This is a genomic window from Cellulomonas pasadenensis (assembly GCF_047229365.1).
GTDB lineage: Bacteria > Actinomycetota > Actinomycetes > Actinomycetales > Cellulomonadaceae > Cellulomonas.
In genome coordinates this window covers 20,965-35,870 of the sequence record NZ_JBFTEP010000001.1, presented here as the reverse complement: position 1 = coordinate 35,870, position 14,906 = coordinate 20,965, and the positions used below count along the sequence as shown (strand labels likewise).

Genomic DNA, 14,906 nt, shown 5'->3' with positions numbered 1-14,906 from the left:
CGTAGCGGATGCAACGGCACTACGCTGCCGATGTGTCGCCGACCGCCGCCGATGAGCCCGTCCCGCGCCGTGAACGCCTGCGGCAGCAGACGGTCGACGAGATCAAGCAGCGCGCGTTCGAGCTGCTCGACGCGGGCGGCGCCCACGACGTGACGATCGCGTCCGTCGGCAAGGGCATGGGCATGACGCCCCCGGCGCTCTACCGCTACTTCGCGTCGCGCGAGGCACTGCTCTCGGCGCTCGTCGTCGACGCGTACGCGGACCTCGGCTCGACCGTCGCGGACGCCGTCGGGGGCGCGACGGACGAGGGTCCGCACGCGCGCCTGCGGCTCGCGCTCACCACCTACCGCGCCTGGGCGACGGCGCACCCCCGCCGGTACACGATGCTCTTCTCCGACCGGTCGCGGGGCGTCCCCGACCCGCCGGCCGGCGTCGTCGCGGTCAACGTGGGGATGCTTCCCGTGCTCGTCGCGCTGGGCGAGATCGCCGCGGCGTCCGCACCCGCCGGCGCCACCCCGCTCGACGACGCGCTGACCCGCTGGGCGCAGGGGATGGGCGCGCCCGGGGACCTCCCCCCGGCGGCGCTCCGGCTCGCCGTGCTCGCGTGGTCCCGCGTCCACGGCCTCGTCTCGCTCGAGATCACCGGCGCCCTCGCCGGCATGGGTCTCGATGCCGGCCTCCTGCTGGAGACGGAGGTCGAGAGCCTGCTCGCCGCGGCGGCGGGCTGACCCGCGGTCGGCACCTGCCCGCCCGGACGCGGCCGGTGAGCCACGGACGTCCCGCGCGACCACCGGGTCGGCCCCCGCCGAAACGCGAGATCGCGGGTACCTCGCGACCTCGCGGGCTGCGACCCACGACCTCGGACATACCCCGCGACCTCGCGCGCACCCCGCGACCTCGCGCGCCCGGCGTCCACGTCACGAGCCGGCGGCGGTCTCCCGTGACGCCCGTGCCAGCCGCTCGACGAGGTCCTCGGGGATCGGGCGGCGCGGCGTGAACGTGATGCCGGTCTTGGTGGACTTCAGGCCGGCGGCCGCGATCTCGTCGGCGTACCGGGCGACGGCGTCGGCGAGCACGTACAGCCCGCACTGCCTGCTGAACGCCGCGTAGCTCGCGACGACCGTGCCGCCGATCCGGAAGCCGGGCATGTCGTACGCCACCATCTCCTCCGCGTCGGGCAGGGGTGCGGGCCAGGATCGCGCGCAGCCCCGTGAGCGCAGGCCGGAACGGCTCGGGCGCGGCGGCGATGTAGGCGTCCTGGTCGGCCGGCGTGGTCATGGTGGCGTCCCCCTCGGGGTCGGTGGTGGGACCTGGCCATGGTGACCCGTGCGCGTCCGGCCAGGGCGCGATGCGGCTCGTCACCGCCACGCCCTGACCTCGTCGCGACGCGACGCTCCCGCCCGGGCGCCACGGACGTCAGGCCGCGCTGCGGACCGCGTGCTGCAGGAGGACCACGCCGTTGCCGAACCGTCGGTGGTCCAGCAGCTCCAGGTCGTGCCGCACGCCCCGCGGCAGCGCCTGCTTGCCGCCGCCCACGAGCACCGGGTAGACGAGCAGCACGCACTCGTCGACGAGCCCGTGCCGGAACGCCTCGGCCCCGAGCGCCGCGCCGCCGACGCTCAGGTCCGCGTCGGACGCCTCCTTGAGCCGTCGCACCGCCTCGGGGTCGAACGCCCGCTCGATGCGGGTCCGCGCCGTCGTCACCTCCTGCAGGGTCGTCGAGTAGACGACCTTGTCGGCGTCGCGCCAGATGCCCGCGTACTCCCGGACGACGGCGGGCTCGTCCGCGAGCCAGTCGTCGGTCTCCCAGACCCGCATCGTCTCGTACATGCGCCGGCCGTAGAGCGACGTGCCGATGCCCCGCTCGTGCTCGTTCCAGAACGCGTGCACCTCGTCGTCGGGTTCCGACCAGTCGAAGGCGCCGCCCTCGTCCTCGAGGTAGCCGTCGAGGGAGACGTTGGCGGCGTAGATCAGCGTGCCCATGGGTGGCCTCCGGCCGGACGGGGGCTCCAGGGTGGCAGCGGCACGGAGGTACCGGCAAGGGAGCCGCAGCCGGGCGACGTGCCGCACGCGCACGACCGGCCGGGGCGTCGTCGCCCCGGCCGGTCGTCGTCGTGCCGGTCGGTACCGGTCAGCTGGCGGTGCAGGTGGCGGTCAGGCCGCTGCCGCTGCCGTTGGCGATGAAGCCCGCGGTCGTCGAGGCGCCGGCGGCGAGCCTGCCGTTCCAGCCCGCGTTGGCCAGCGTGTCGCTGCCGCTGAGCGTGGAGCTCCACGCCTGCGTGATGGTCGCGCCGTTCACGGTGACCTTCCAGCCGTTGATCGCCGCGCTGCCCGCCTTCACGGTGACCTCACCCTGGAAGCCGCCGCCCCACGAGTTGGCGGCACGGACCGTGGCGGTGCAGGCGCCGGTGCCCGGCTGCGGCGCCGGGGTCGTCGACGTCGGCTGGGGCGTCGGCGTGGTCGTCGGCTGCGGCGCCGGGTTGCCGCCGGGCGTGATGTACGCGTCGATGCACTGGTAGAAGGCGTTCACCGTGTCGGCGATGTTCCACCGGACGAAGATCGTGTGGTTGCCCTCGGGCAGGTTGTTGATCTGGTGCGTGAACCGCTTGGGCGGCAGCGCCCCGTTGTCGTTGATCGTGGTGTGCAGGCGGCCGTCCACGAAGTACTCCCACGTCGACGTGGAGTGGTTCGCGACGATGTCCCAGGTGAACGTCTGGTTGGTCTTGAGCGCCTGCCGCGGCCAGGCGCGGGTCGAGTCGAGCTCGGTGAAGCGCCCGCCGCCGGAGCACAGCATCGAGCCCTTCCGGGCCTCCACGCTCCACGGCTCGTACTGGACGGGGCCGCAGTCCTTCACGGCGCCGGTGTAGCAGAGGTCCTGCCGGCTGGGCGGGTCGGAGATCCACCCGTGCGCCTGGGCGGACGGGGGAGCGGCGGTCAGCAGCGCGAGCGTCAGTGCCAGCACCGTCATGACGGACAGCAGGAGCCGTGCGGCGGTGGACCGCGGAGCACGGGGAAGAGCGACAGATCTCATGGGGGTCACCTCGACCGGGTGGGGGGTCGGACATAGCGGCGCGTTCGAACGTACGGTCCGACGATCCCGACAGACAGGTGCAGAACCGTTTCAGCAACGGGCGCCGACGTCGGTCGAACCACGCGTCCGGGGCACCCCCCGGAGGGCTCGTCCCTCCGCCCGGGCTGCGAGGAGCCGCCCACCCGGCTCCACCGGCGAGGTCGCGGGCTGCGCGCGAGCGCGCGGGTTCCAGCCCGCGATCTGGGACGGTGCCCGCGACCTCGCGTCATGGTGCCCGCGTCGCCGGCACCATACGGAACGGCACGAGACCGACCCGGCTCGGCCCGTCGTGGACGCCGGGACGCGCCCCGGCGACGGCGGCCGCGGCACGCCACCTCGGCCCCGTCGGCCCCGTACGCCCGTCGACGTGTCCAGCGAGGGAGTGCACGTGGCGCGGCCCGTGGGTCGGCCGCACCGGCTCCACCGGCCAGCTCGCGGGTCGTTCGCGAGGACGCGGGTTCGAGCCCGCGACCTCGCACGAACCCCGCGACCTGGCGTGCCGGGCCGGCCGTCCGCGGCGTCCCTCGATCGGTGGTGCCGAGGACGGCACCCGCCCTGGACACTGTGGTGCGCGCCGAACCTCCGTGCGGGCGTACCGAGGGGGAACGATGACCCGAAGGCGTGGCTCCCTCACCCGGCGCTCCCGCCGGGACGGCACGGTGACGACGTCGGAGCGCAGCCGTGGCGGACTGCGTCCGCACCGCCCGTGAGGAGCTGAGCGCGGCTCGCTTCGCCCAGATCGATCTGGACGACCTCCTGGTGCCGCCGCCTCCGTCGGGCGCCGGGTGGCGCTACACGTACGGCTCCGACCACGGCCCCCACTCGACGGGGCCGGCCGGGAAGACCCGCGCGCGCTGACGGGCGGCCAGGCTGCGGTCCTCGAGGAGGGTGCCGTCGAGGAGGGACACGCGGCAGCAGCCGGCGCGCACGACGCCCAGCCGGCCGCCGTAGTCCACCTCGCCCCAGCCGGGCTGGACGCGGCCGGCGACCGCGGCGTCGACCACCTGGCGCACGACGGCGACGGCCGTGTCGTCGCGCGGGAGCTGCCAGTTCGCGGAGGCGCCGCCGACTCCCGCGCCGACCTGGACGTTGCTCGCGCTCTGGCTCCACCAGACGCGGGCGGCGCCTCTCGCCCGCGGGGTGATCGCGACGTCGTCCGGGTCCCAGTCCCGGCCCTCGGGCCCGGCCCCACGGGGAGGCTCCGGCGACGTGACGGCCGCCCGGTCGGACAGCTCGGTGCGCAGGTCGTCCCGCAGCTGCCGGAACGCCGCCCTGATCGCGTCGTCCGGGGCGTGCCAGCTCACCTCGGGTCGGGTTCCGGTCGGGGGTCCACGGCCAGCACCGTGCCACAGGTCGCCCGCCCGGGGCGACGGCGGGCGAGCAGGTTCACCGGTCCGGCGGCGGCCACGCCGGTCCGTATCCTGCGGACATGGCACTGCGCGCCCTGTTCATCGGCGGGACCGGCATCATCAGCACGGAGGCGGCCCGGCGGGCCGTCGCGGAGGGCGTCGAGGTCACACTCCTCAACCGCGGGCGGTCGACGACGCGTCCGGTGCCCGACGGCGCCCGCGTGCTCCACGCCGACGTCCGCGACGCGGAGTCGGTCCGCGCCGCGCTGGGGGACGAGGAGTTCGACGCCGTCGTCGAGTTCGCGGCGTTCACCCCCGCGCACGTCCAGGCCGACCTCGACCTGTTCACGGGCCGGACCGGGCAGTACGTGTTCATCAGCTCCGCCTCGGCCTACCAGACGCCCCCGACGCACCTGCCCGTGGTCGAGTCGACGCCGCTGCGCAACCCGTTCTGGGAGTACTCGCGGAACAAGATCGCGTGCGAGGACCTCCTCGTCCGCGCGTACCGCGACACCGGCCTGCCGATGACGATCGTGCGCCCGTCGCACACCTACGACGCCACGCTCGTCCCGATGGACGGCGGCTGGACGGTGGTCGACCGGATGCGCCGCGGCCTGGAGGTCGTCGTCCCCGGGGACGGGACGTCGCGGTGGACCCTCACGCACAGCGCCGACGTCGCGGTCGGCCTGGTCGGGCTGCTGGGGCGCGAGGAGGCGATCGGCGAGGCGTTCCACATCACCGGTGACGAGGCGCCGTCGTGGGACCAGATCCACCTCGCGATGGCCCGGGCCGCCGGCGTCGACGAGCCGCGGCTCGTGCACGTCGCGTCCGAGGCGATCGCCGCGGCCGACCCCGAGCTGGGCGCCGGGATCCTCGGCGACAAGGCGCACACGACGATCTTCGACAACACGAAGATCCGGCGGCTGGTCCCGCAGTTCTCGCCCCGCATCCCCTTCGCGCAGGGCGCCCGCGAGATCGTCGCGTGGCACGACGCCGACCCCGCGCGCCGGGTGGTCGACCCGCAGTTCGAGGCCCTCACGGAACGACTCCTGGAGGCCTACCGACCCCGCCCGCTGTGACGGGCCGCGCAGACGCGCCTGCCAGGACCGGCAGCATGGCGCTCCCGATCATGCGGAGCGCGGCACCGGTCCGACCGCGCTGCAGCCGGGTGGGACAGGCGGGTGGGTGTTCACGTGGGGCTGTGCGGCTGGACGGTCTCCCAGGCGTCGTACGTCCGTCGTTTCCCCGTCCTCGAGGTGCAGCACACGTTCTACGAACCGCCGTCCGACGCCGTGCTGAGGCGCTGGCGAGCCCAGGTACCGGCCGGTTTCGAGTTCACGATCAAGGCGTGGCAGGTCGTCACCCACGAGTCCGGCAGCCGGACCTACCGGCGGCTGAAGCAGCCTCTGCCGGACAGCGCACGGGGCCAGGTCGGGGCGTTCCGGACCACACCTCGGTTCCTCGCTCTGCTCTGACAGCCGGACCGTCGGCGACGTCCCTCGTTCGCCGGTGCCGACGCACCGGCCGGTCCAGGACGCCGTGGTGCTTGCCTTCCGGTGCTTGCCTCCCGGTGCCTGCCTCCCGGAGCTTCCTGCGGGCAGCTCGGCTGGGTCACCCAGCGAATGCCCTTGCTCGGAGACGGCGTCCGCGCGAGCGTGCTGCCATGAGCGCCTTCGTCTCGCACACGACGGTCGACTGCCGCGACGCCTATGCGCTGTCCGAGTGGTGGCGGGTGGTGCTCGCCTACTCGGACCTCGAGGACGACCCCAACAACCCGGGTGACGACGAGTGCATCATCCGCGACCCGCAGACCGGCCACCAGATCCTCTTCATCGAGGTCCCGGACCCGACGCCCGGCAAGAACCGCGTGCACTTCGACCTCCGGCCCAGGTCCTCGGACCGCGATGACGAGGTCCGGTCGCTGCTCGCGCACGGGGCGACGCTGCACGAGGACCATCGCGGGATCCACGGACCGGGAACCGGCTGGGTGACGCTCGCGGATCCGGAGGGCAACCTCTTCTGCGTGCTGCGCTCGGAGGAGGAGGCGGCCGCGCAGGCGTGATCGTTCGCCAGCCGGCATCGCCGGCAGCGGTTCAGGTGCCGGCAGCTTCTGCCGATCTGCTGCACATGGCGGCGTCAGGTGCCCGCCTCGACCGACGGGGGCAGGGTGACGAGCTGGAGCGTGCGGCGGTGGGCCCGCTACGGGCACGAGCGGCTGTACGCGGAGACGGCCGGTGGGACGGCGCTGGGTTACCTCGACCTGAAGACGGGCCGGTTCCACTCCGACGATCTCTCGAACCTGCCGCTGCTGAAGGCAGCGATCGACGCCCACCTGACTTCTCGGCGCGGCACCGACGCGTCGGGTGACCTCGGTGCGGCGCCGACGGCAACGCGCGAGCGGCGCTCGGCCGAAGCTCCTCCTGCGTGGTCCGACATCAGCGGTGCGCGTCCCGGTAGGGCCGCCCGCGAGCAGGCCCTCGCCGCACGAGCCGCGCAGGGCCGCTTCACGGGCTTCCTCGCGCGCCTCTTCGACGTCAGGACCGAGGAACGGGCGTGGCGGATCGGCGCCGACGGCGAGGAGGCGGTCGCGGCGCAGATCGCGACCCTCGGTCCGCAGTGGCGAGTCCTGCACGCCGTGCGCGTGGGGCATCGGGACGCGGACATCGACCACGTGCTCATCGGTCCGGCGGGTGTGTTCACCGTGAACGCCAAGAAAGACCCGCACGCCTCGGTCTGGGTCGGCGGCGACACCGTCATCGTCAACGGCCAGCGGGTGCCGTACGTCCGCAACAGCCGCAACGAGGCCGGTCGCGCGTCGCGGTTGCTGACCGAGCACGCCGGCTTCCCCGTCGGGGTGGTGGGCGTCATCGCAGTGGTGGGTGCGCGCCGCGGCTTCACCGTGAAGCAGCAGCCACGGGACGGAGCAGTGGTCGTGGTCGCCCGGCGGCGACTCCGCGCGTACCTGCAGGGCCTGCCGACGCGACTCGACGTCAGCCAGGTCGAGGCGATCGGCGACATCGCGCGACGGGACACGACGTGGCGTTGAACTCAGCCGGTCGAGGACCTGCGAGGAGGGGGCCGCGCTACCCGAGAGGTGTGCCTCTTGTGTGCCCGGCCGATCGGCCACGGGGGGCTCGGGAGCGAGGCGCACGGTCGTGCACCCGAATGACGCGCTGATGCAGCTGGTGCACCGTGACGGCTCCACGCGTGCTCGCCGGTGCGAGTGCTCGCTCACGCCTTCGTTGACGAGGGCTACGCTCGCTCGAACCCGCCGCCGTTCACGTCGTCCGCTCGTCGCGACGCAGGATCGCGCGGCCCCCGCGACGGCGCCGCAACTCCGGAGGAGGTCGTGCTGTGCCTCGTCTACGGCACCTGTGGGTACACGACCAGACGGCTGCCGTTGCGGCCCCGGCCAGGGCGGAGGCCGTGACCTTGACCGCCGAGCACTACCAGCAGGCCGTGTCCCAGTCCGGGCTCACTGGGCCAGCATCATCGATCGCTGTCGCACTGTACCCGAACAGCCGCCCTGACGCCGCCGGGATCACCGTCCTCGTGCACTGCGACAGGCCTGACGGGCAGGAGCTCCTCACCGCGCGAATGCACCGCGACTGGGACTCTTCCTCACCGGCCGAAGCCGGCTGGCTCGTATCCGACATGCTCCACGCGGGCCTGGTCAGACTCGGCGTCGCCCGCGGGTGGAACCGCACCGCACTGGCGAATGCGCTCCACCAAGCGAAGGCGGCGGTGGAGCAGGATCTCGGCGCCGGCGCCGGCGCCGGCGTGCGGCGGTGGCCGGTGACGGCTGAAGGGCGCGGGGCCAGCGCTCCCGAGCAACCCCATGAGTTGCGCGTCGTCGGAGGAGGACCGACCAACGGCGTGCCCACGGCGTATCTCGACGAGCTCAGCAGGCTGCTCGATCTCCTGGCTGACGACTCGTGGGCGGAGTGGTGGTCACGGTCGCCGGTCAAGCTGGCGAACATCTTCTACTGGTTCGACGTAGCGCGGCCGGCCGTTCGAGTGCGGGTCGGCGCCATGGTGACGGCCGCCATCGAGCGGCCGGTCGAGACGATCGATCGCACCCACCCCGTAGGCATCGCACGGGCGGACGTCACCGCGCTCATCAGTCGCCTCACCACACGGTTGAACCTGCCTGAGCCCCCCGACCTGACGTAGCGGAGGCGTGACCACGACATCCGGTCATGCCGCTGACCGGCTCTCACACCCACGGCTGTCACGTACGCGGCTCGAGCTGCGCTCGGCTCCACCTCTCGAGCACCAGAGGGGGCACATGCCGCTCAGGTCTGAGTCGTTCAGCCGACGAGCCGGTCGCGCAGCCGGGCCCGGCCGTCGTCGTCCAGTACCGGGACCGGCGCGGGGCGGGCTACCCCGCGGCCGTCGCCGGCGCTTTCCCGCTCACGGGCGGCCTGCGCACCGTCGTGCCGTTCCTCGTCGACGTGCGCGCCCGCGAGATCGTGCACCTCGACCTCCGGCTGCCCGGCAGCCCTCACGCTCGCGTGGAGCGCGAGGGCGGGCTCGTCGGCGAGCTCACGCGCGCGCTGGTCGCGCGGCGAGCGACGCGGACCGACGTCGCGACCCTCGTCGCGGAGAACCTCGCGGCGCGCGGCGGCACGCTCGTGACGGAGCGGTCCTCGGCGACGCTCACGGTCGGTGTGGACGCCGGGTGCACGTACGACGTCCTGCACCGACCCGAGAGGTTGCTCGCGGACCTGCTGTGACGCCGCCCCGGCTGGCGAACGGCACCACGCCCGCGTCGCGCCGCAGTGGGACACGTGCACGACGGGCCGACCGCGTCAGCTCCGTGCCCGAGTCCTCGACGGTGGTCGCGCTGGTCCGCCGATCTCTCCTCGTGCCGATGCTCGGACGGCCCGTCGGCGTCCTCGACCGCGCCGACGGGAGTCGGCGCTCACGGTCATGGTGACCACGCCTCACCGTCATTCCCGGTGACGTGCCTTGCGGCGCCCGCCATGATTCAGCCGTGACCGTGCTACCTCGCTTCCGGGACCGTGAGGAACCGATGCGGTACCTGCGGGCGTCGCAGGTCCTGGTGCGCTGTCCCCGCTGCGGCGCACCAGCCGTCGCGACGTCGTCCCGGTTGGCGTGCTCGACCTGTGGCTTCGCCCGCACGGGCGGCGGCCCGATGCCGCTCGGTGCTCGGGCGACCGCCGTGGTGCAGGGCCGGTGCCGCCGGTGTGGCCGCAAGGCGACTGTCGAGCGGAGCGTGCGGGGCGCCATCAGCCCGGTTCCCGTGCGTTGCGAGGGGTGTGGCGCCGTCACCCGTCACGGCGTGCTCCGGATGCGATACGCGGACGTTCCCGAGAGTCCGCGGTTCCGCGGGCTCGACCTCTGGTTGCAGACCCCGTGCGAGGGTCATGTGCTGTGGGCCTACGACGCGGCTCACCTGGACTTCCTGGAGCGGTACGTCGCCGCCGGTCTGCGCGAGCAGGAGCCGGGGAACTCCTCCCTGGCCAGCCGGCTCCCCGCGTGGGTCAAGAGCCGCAAGAACCGCCATGCCGTCGCCCGAGGCCTGCAGCGGCTCCGCGCGATGCTCCCCGAGTAGGCCGACCTCTCTGCTGACGCAGTTCCGACGGGGCGTGCCCTGACCGTGGACCGGGCCCCCTACCAGCACGGTGCTCGCCCGCTGCTCGCTGTGCGCATACGGTTCCCGCGTGGATCCTTCGACCCTGTCCGCGCTCAAGGAACACGGCCTGCCGGTCGGAGCGGTTCTCGGTTCCGGCATGGAGGGGATCGTCCTCGCGCTGGACGACCACCGGGTGGTCAAGGTCTGGCACGCCCGCGCACGGGCCGAGATCGACGCCCTCCACACCTTCACGAGCGCCCTTGCGGCCGCCCGGCCCTCGATCGCCACACCCCACGTTCTGGAGGTCGTCGCCGAGGGCCGACTGCTTGCGACGGTCGAACGCCGCCTGCACGGACGGCCCATGCGTCCCGCGGTCGGCGAGCAAGCACCGGTCACCGAGGGGGAGGCGGTAGCCCTCGCCGACGTCCTCGCCACCTTGGCAGAGGTCGCCCCGGAACCGACGCTGGCCACGCTCGCCGTGCTCGGCGCGGAACCACCGTTCAGCCGTGCCCGGTCGTTCGCCGAGCAGCTGGCCGAGCTCGTGGAGAGACGCGTCGCTCGCTCCGAGGACGTGCTGGAGCGGGCCGTTCCCGATGTCAGCACGGTCGCCGCCCGGACGGTGCACCGGCTGCGAACCCTGGGGCCACGCCCCGCCACGCTCGTCCACGGTGACCTCATCCCCGCGAACGTGCTCGTCGACGACCAGGGCCGCCCGACGGCCGTGCTGGACTTCGGCTTCCTCACCACCATCGGCGACCCGGCGTTCGACGCTGCTGTCACCGCTTCGGTGTTCGACATGTACGGCCCGCACGCGCGCACCAGCGAGGCCCGGCTCGACACCGTCTTCGCCGGCCGCTTCGGCCACGACGCGCGGCTGCTCAGCCTCTACCGAGCCGCGTACGCGCTCACGACCAGCACCGCGTTCTCACCCTCCGGCGAGGACGGGCACTTCGCGTGGTGCGCGCGGATGCTGCAGCGCGAGGACATCCGAGGCGCGCTGGCGGCCCGGGTCCGGCGCCCGGAGGTGTCACCGGCGCAAGAGGATGGGCATGACGAGGCCGATGTCGTCCGGCCGGTCGGCGGGGGAGACGCTGAGGGCAGATCGTGCGTCCTCGAGGGCCACGGCGACGTGTTCGCCCCGCGCCGCGCGCACAGCGTCCAGCAGGAACGTCCGGGAGAAGCCGAAGGCGTCGTGCGCGCCGGGCGCAGCGAGCGCCACGCGGTCACCGTCGAGCCTCACCACGACGACGTCGTCCGCGCCCTCGGCGGCCTCCACCAGCTCGTCGGCCGTGACCGTCACGCTCCGGGACCCGTCCACGCGCAGGAGCCGCTCGTAGTCCGGGTACGCCGCGTCGAGCGGCTCGCCGTGGAGCCCCAGGACCTCCAGCTGGTGCGGTCCGAGCGCCACGGGGCCAGCCGGGGGCAGCGCAGCAGACACGACCTCGTCGAGGAACGCGAGTGGCGCGACGACGCGGACCTCCGAGCCCGAGGGCTGACGCACGGGCACCGTCGCGACGGCGATGCGGGACCGGTCGCAGCCGACGAGGCGCAGTGCCGTCCCGTCGAGGTGGAGCAGGACCCCGGCGAGCCCGGGCCACTGGGGGTCGGCGCCCACCGCGTGCCGCACGGCCGTGACCGCGGCGAGGAGGTCCTCGGTGGCGATGGTGCACCGTGCCGGCTGTGCCAGGAGGTCGGCGGCCGCGTCGATGTGCGCACAGGCGGCGACGAGGTCGGCCTCGAGCCGTCGGCGGTGACGGGCCAGGACGGTGTGCGCCTGGTCCGGGGCGTCGAGGACGGCGACCATCTCGGCCACCGGCAGACCTGCTTGCCGCAGGCTCGCGAGCAGGCGAGCGGCGTGGACCTGGCCGGAGGTGTACCAGCGGTAGCCCGTCGCGGGGTCGACGTGTGCCGGCCGGAGCACGCCTGCGGCGTCGTAGTACCGCAGCGCGCTCACCGGTGGGCCACCGGTGCGCGCCAGCGCCCCGATGCTGAGCAGGTCGTCGTGCACAGGGCCACTCTGGGCCTTCGACCGGCATGAGGGTCAACCCGCGGACCGGCTGCGGGCCCACACCGCGCACGCCGCCAGGGCCGCCGCCGTCGCCCCCAGCGCCCAGCCCGGTGACGTGCGCTCGGCCAGGGCGCCGAGCGCGGTGGTCGTCACCATCACGGGCACGAGCTGTGTCAGGCTCACCAGCGCCTGCACGCGAGCGAGGTGCGTGCGCGGCGCGCCACCCAGGAGCAGGGGCGCGAGCCGCGCGGCGAACGTCCCGTTCCCGTACCCGAACACCGAGCCGCCGACGACGGCGACCACGACGCCGGAGCCGTCGATCGCGGCACCGGTCGTCAGGAGGAGAGTTCCGACCGCGCTCACTGCGAGGCCGGTCGCTGCCGACGCTGCGCCGCGCCGGGGCGCAGGGGCCTGACGTCGTGCCGCCCGAAGTGCCGCACAGATCGCTCCGACCCCCACCGCGCCGGCGACCGCGCCGGTCGGGCCGGGCCCCCATCCTGACGCCCGGCCGAGCAGCGGTACGAGGAGGGACGGGACGGGCAGGACCAGCGCCGCACCGGCGCCCGCGAGGACGAGCGCCGTGCGCAACGCACGCGTTCCGACGACGACGCGCAAGCCCTCCGACAGGCCGAGGCCCGGAGCGACGACGGTGGCGGCCGGGGCCGGCCCGGAGAGCTCCCGCCCAGCGACGAGGACCCACAGCGAGGCGCCGATCGACACGGCGGCGCCCCACGCGACCGGGGAGAGGCCCACCTTGCCGACGAGGAGGCCCCCCAACGGCGCCGCCGCCATGAGCACGACCTGGCTCACGCCCTGACGGAGGGCGAGCGCGCGCGGCAGCTGCTCGTCCGGGACGAGGCGCCGAGGCATGGAACCGGCGGCGGGCAGGCACAAGGCGGTCACCGCGCCCAGTGCCAGCGACGAGGTCACGAGCACCCAGGTCGCGGGTCCGAACCGCGCCAGCGTCAGCGCGAGGAGGACCGTCGACGCGAGCAGCGCCGCCTCCCCGGCCACGAGGAACCGCCGCGCCCCGACGCGGTCGGCGACCGCGCCTCCCACGACTAGCAGGACGAGGCGCGGCAGCCCGTTGAGGACCAGCACGAGAGCCGCCGTCGTCCCGCCGAGCCCGGACGCCGCCCAGCCGAGCGCGAAGGCGAGGACGGCGTCACCGAATCGCCCGACCGTGAAGCCGGAGAGCCAGGCGAGGTACGGGCGAGGGAGAGGGCGCACCGGTGCGTCGACGACGGTCATGGCGGCACGCTCACGCCTCGACCCGGTCGAGGGTCAACCGCGCCGGCCGGTCCTGGGCCGGGCCAGGACCGTGTGCGCCGACTACCGCGTCGACGGCGAGCGGTACACCGACACGTGCGACCGCGAGTCGGCGGTGAGCTCGGACTTGGACCAGTCGGCGTGCCGGCTCTCGAGCGTCAGGCCCGCCAGCTGACCCATCAGGTCGAGCTCCGCGGGCCAGATGTAGCGGTGCGGGCTGCGGCCGAGGCGGGCCTCGCGGCTCTCGTCGAAGGAGAAGTGGTGGGACACGACGCGCTGGTGCAGCACGTCGTACGTGTCGAGGCCGATGTAGCCGGGCGCGAGCGCCCAGACGGTGGCTCCCGTGCCGGGCGGGAGCTTGCGCAGCTCCGGGACCCACAGCTCGACCACGAACCGGCCACCGGGCACCAGGTGCCGCGCGGCGTTGCGGAAGCACGCGACCTGCTCCTCCTGCGTCAGCAGGTTGGGGATCGCGTTGTAGACGACGTAGACGAGCGAGAAGCTGCCCGGCGCCACCGCGGTCGCCATGTCGCCCACGACGACCGGGACCGTGGCCTCGTCCACCTTGGTCCGCAGCTGCTCGAGCATCGGCCGCGACAGCTCGATGCCGACGACGGGCACGCCGCGCTCCGCGAGGGGGACGGCGACCCGGCCGGTGCCGATGGCCAGCTCGAGCGCCCGCCCGCCGTCCGCGAGCGCGGCGAGCCGGTCCACGGGCGTGGACGCCGAGTGCACGTACGACGTCCTGCACCGACCCGAGAGGTTGCTCGCGGACCTGCTGTGACGCTGCCCTGGCTGACGAACGCCACTACGCCCGCGAGGGCGACGTCATCGTCGGGAGCAGACCCGGAATCGGGACGCCTCGGATGAGATCCACAGCCGTCGCGCTCCGTGTAGGGACGCATCGAGGTTGCCCGGAGCCCGGCGCCCCGACGTGCGGTGAGACGACGAAGTGAGCGGGGGCGCGTCTCATCTAGCTGTCCGACTCCTCAGCCCAGCACCTTGTGGTCCCCGAGCCTGCCTCACTGACCTGCGGCACACTGGCACGGTGCTGACCGCCGAGCGCTTCGTCGACGAGCTGGTGGCGGCGGCTCCGCAAGCGGGCCCCCTCGTGTCGGAGAACCGCGATCAGGATGACGACGTGGTCCTCCTGCACCTGCTGCTGGCCGACGTCCTGCGTCTGGTCGTTGCCTCCTTCAGCGCCGGCGACGTGGTCCTCACGAGGCGCATCCTCGCTGTGGCAGAGCGCGGCCTTCGCGAGGGTGACGAGTACGTGCGCAACGCGGTGGCTGTGTCGTTTGTCGAGGACTTCGGGGCCTTCCCCGGTGAGAGTGACGAGCTGCTGGCGCAGTGGCCTTCGCTGCTCAGGGCGGAACTGGGCCGGTAGCCAGCAGCTGGGCCGGGCGACGGCTCCTGGTGGAACGCCGCGGACCGTCCGCTGACGAGCGCTCGTGCACAGACAGGCGCGTTCGGCGAGGCGTGGTCCGCCCGTGACAACCGCTGCGAAGAACGCCACGCTCGACGTCGACGGCGTCCTGAAGGCGATGTCCAGGCCCGGCTGGTCCGCGGCGCCGTCCCAGCGGTACGCCTAGGTTGACGGGTTCCAGCTCA

At 73.8% G+C, this 14,906-nt stretch carries 16 protein-coding genes and 1 pseudogene; 10 read left to right on the top strand and 7 right to left on the bottom strand.

Annotated features, from left to right (window positions below; all coding sequences use genetic code 11):
- Window positions 1-32: 32 nt before the first annotated feature.
- Entirely contained in the window at window positions 33-728 is a 696-nt protein-coding gene (locus AB6N23_RS00185) for a TetR/AcrR family transcriptional regulator (protein ID WP_412863612.1), read from the top strand.
- A gap of 189 nt (window positions 729-917) precedes the next feature.
- Here AB6N23_RS00185 and AB6N23_RS00180 read toward each other — a convergent pair whose 3' ends face one another.
- The 4 genes from AB6N23_RS00180 to AB6N23_RS00165 all read right to left on the bottom strand — a co-directional run bounded on the left by AB6N23_RS00180 (window position 918) and on the right by AB6N23_RS00165 (window position 4,374).
- On the bottom strand, window positions 918-1,163 hold the full coding sequence (locus AB6N23_RS00180) for an iron chaperone (RefSeq protein ID WP_412863610.1): 246 nt from the start codon (window positions 1,161-1,163) through the stop codon (window positions 918-920).
- Between the two features lie 253 nt (window positions 1,164-1,416).
- The gene (locus AB6N23_RS00175) at window positions 1,417-1,983 is read right to left on the bottom strand and encodes a dihydrofolate reductase family protein (RefSeq protein ID WP_412863608.1); all 567 of its coding nucleotides are present in this window, start codon (window positions 1,981-1,983) and stop codon (window positions 1,417-1,419) included.
- 148 nt (window positions 1,984-2,131) lie between these two features.
- Window positions 2,132-3,031 (bottom strand): lytic polysaccharide monooxygenase, encoded by a 900-nt coding sequence (locus tag AB6N23_RS00170; RefSeq protein WP_412863606.1) that lies wholly within the window; start codon window positions 3,029-3,031, stop codon window positions 2,132-2,134.
- Between the two features lie 830 nt (window positions 3,032-3,861).
- Window positions 3,862-4,374, bottom strand: coding sequence for a hypothetical protein (locus AB6N23_RS00165; protein ID WP_412863604.1), 513 nt, complete (start codon window positions 4,372-4,374; stop codon window positions 3,862-3,864).
- Window positions 4,375-4,499: 125 nt separating this feature from the next.
- Here AB6N23_RS00165 and AB6N23_RS00160 point away from each other — a divergent pair, with 125 nt between their 5' ends.
- From AB6N23_RS00160 to AB6N23_RS00125, 8 genes and pseudogenes are all read left to right on the top strand, one after another.
- Entirely contained in the window at window positions 4,500-5,498 is a 999-nt protein-coding gene (locus AB6N23_RS00160; RefSeq protein ID WP_412863602.1) for an NAD-dependent epimerase/dehydratase family protein, read from the top strand.
- A gap of 102 nt (window positions 5,499-5,600) precedes the next feature.
- Window positions 5,601-5,894 carry a DUF72 domain-containing protein gene (locus AB6N23_RS00155; RefSeq protein WP_412863600.1) on the top strand — a complete coding sequence of 98 codons (294 nt, stop codon included), beginning with the start codon at window positions 5,601-5,603 and terminating at the stop codon, window positions 5,892-5,894.
- 188 nt (window positions 5,895-6,082) lie between these two features.
- Window positions 6,083-6,481: a VOC family protein gene (locus tag AB6N23_RS00150; RefSeq protein ID WP_412863598.1), complete on the top strand. Its 399-nt coding sequence runs from the start codon at window positions 6,083-6,085 to the stop codon at window positions 6,479-6,481.
- A 105-nt stretch (window positions 6,482-6,586) separates the two neighbouring features.
- On the top strand, window positions 6,587-7,465 hold the full coding sequence (locus AB6N23_RS00145; RefSeq protein WP_412863596.1) for a nuclease-related domain-containing protein: 879 nt from the start codon (window positions 6,587-6,589) through the stop codon (window positions 7,463-7,465).
- Between the two features lie 380 nt (window positions 7,466-7,845).
- On the top strand, window positions 7,846-8,592 hold the full coding sequence (locus AB6N23_RS00140) for a hypothetical protein (protein ID WP_412863594.1): 747 nt from the start codon (window positions 7,846-7,848) through the stop codon (window positions 8,590-8,592).
- A gap of 263 nt (window positions 8,593-8,855) precedes the next feature.
- Window positions 8,856-9,155, top strand: a complete 300-nt coding sequence (locus AB6N23_RS00135) for a hypothetical protein (protein ID WP_412863592.1) — start codon at window positions 8,856-8,858, stop codon at window positions 9,153-9,155.
- A gap of 578 nt (window positions 9,156-9,733) precedes the next feature.
- On the top strand, window positions 9,734-9,997 hold the full coding sequence (locus AB6N23_RS00130) for a hypothetical protein (RefSeq protein ID WP_412863591.1): 264 nt from the start codon (window positions 9,734-9,736) through the stop codon (window positions 9,995-9,997).
- Window positions 9,998-10,175: 178 nt separating this feature from the next.
- Window positions 10,176-10,850: pseudogene (locus tag AB6N23_RS00125) on the top strand (phosphotransferase family protein); the annotation flags it as partial.
- Between the two features lie 195 nt (window positions 10,851-11,045).
- On the opposite strand, the gene AB6N23_RS00120 reads toward AB6N23_RS00125, so the two are convergent.
- From AB6N23_RS00120 to AB6N23_RS00110, 3 genes are all read right to left on the bottom strand, one after another.
- Entirely contained in the window at window positions 11,046-11,972 is a 927-nt protein-coding gene (locus AB6N23_RS00120) for a DNA polymerase III subunit beta family protein (protein ID WP_412863748.1), read from the bottom strand.
- An 87-nt stretch (window positions 11,973-12,059) separates the two neighbouring features.
- On the bottom strand, window positions 12,060-13,277 hold the full coding sequence (locus tag AB6N23_RS00115) for an MFS transporter (RefSeq protein WP_412863589.1): 1,218 nt from the start codon (window positions 13,275-13,277) through the stop codon (window positions 12,060-12,062).
- Between the two features lie 81 nt (window positions 13,278-13,358).
- Window positions 13,359-14,030: a class I SAM-dependent methyltransferase gene (locus tag AB6N23_RS00110; RefSeq protein WP_412863587.1), complete on the bottom strand. Its 672-nt coding sequence runs from the start codon at window positions 14,028-14,030 to the stop codon at window positions 13,359-13,361.
- A gap of 313 nt (window positions 14,031-14,343) precedes the next feature.
- On the opposite strand from AB6N23_RS00110, the gene AB6N23_RS00105 reads away from it, so the two are divergent.
- Window positions 14,344-14,682, top strand: coding sequence for a DUF7674 family protein (locus AB6N23_RS00105; protein WP_412863585.1), 339 nt, complete (start codon window positions 14,344-14,346; stop codon window positions 14,680-14,682).
- Window positions 14,683-14,906: the final 224 nt, after the last annotated feature.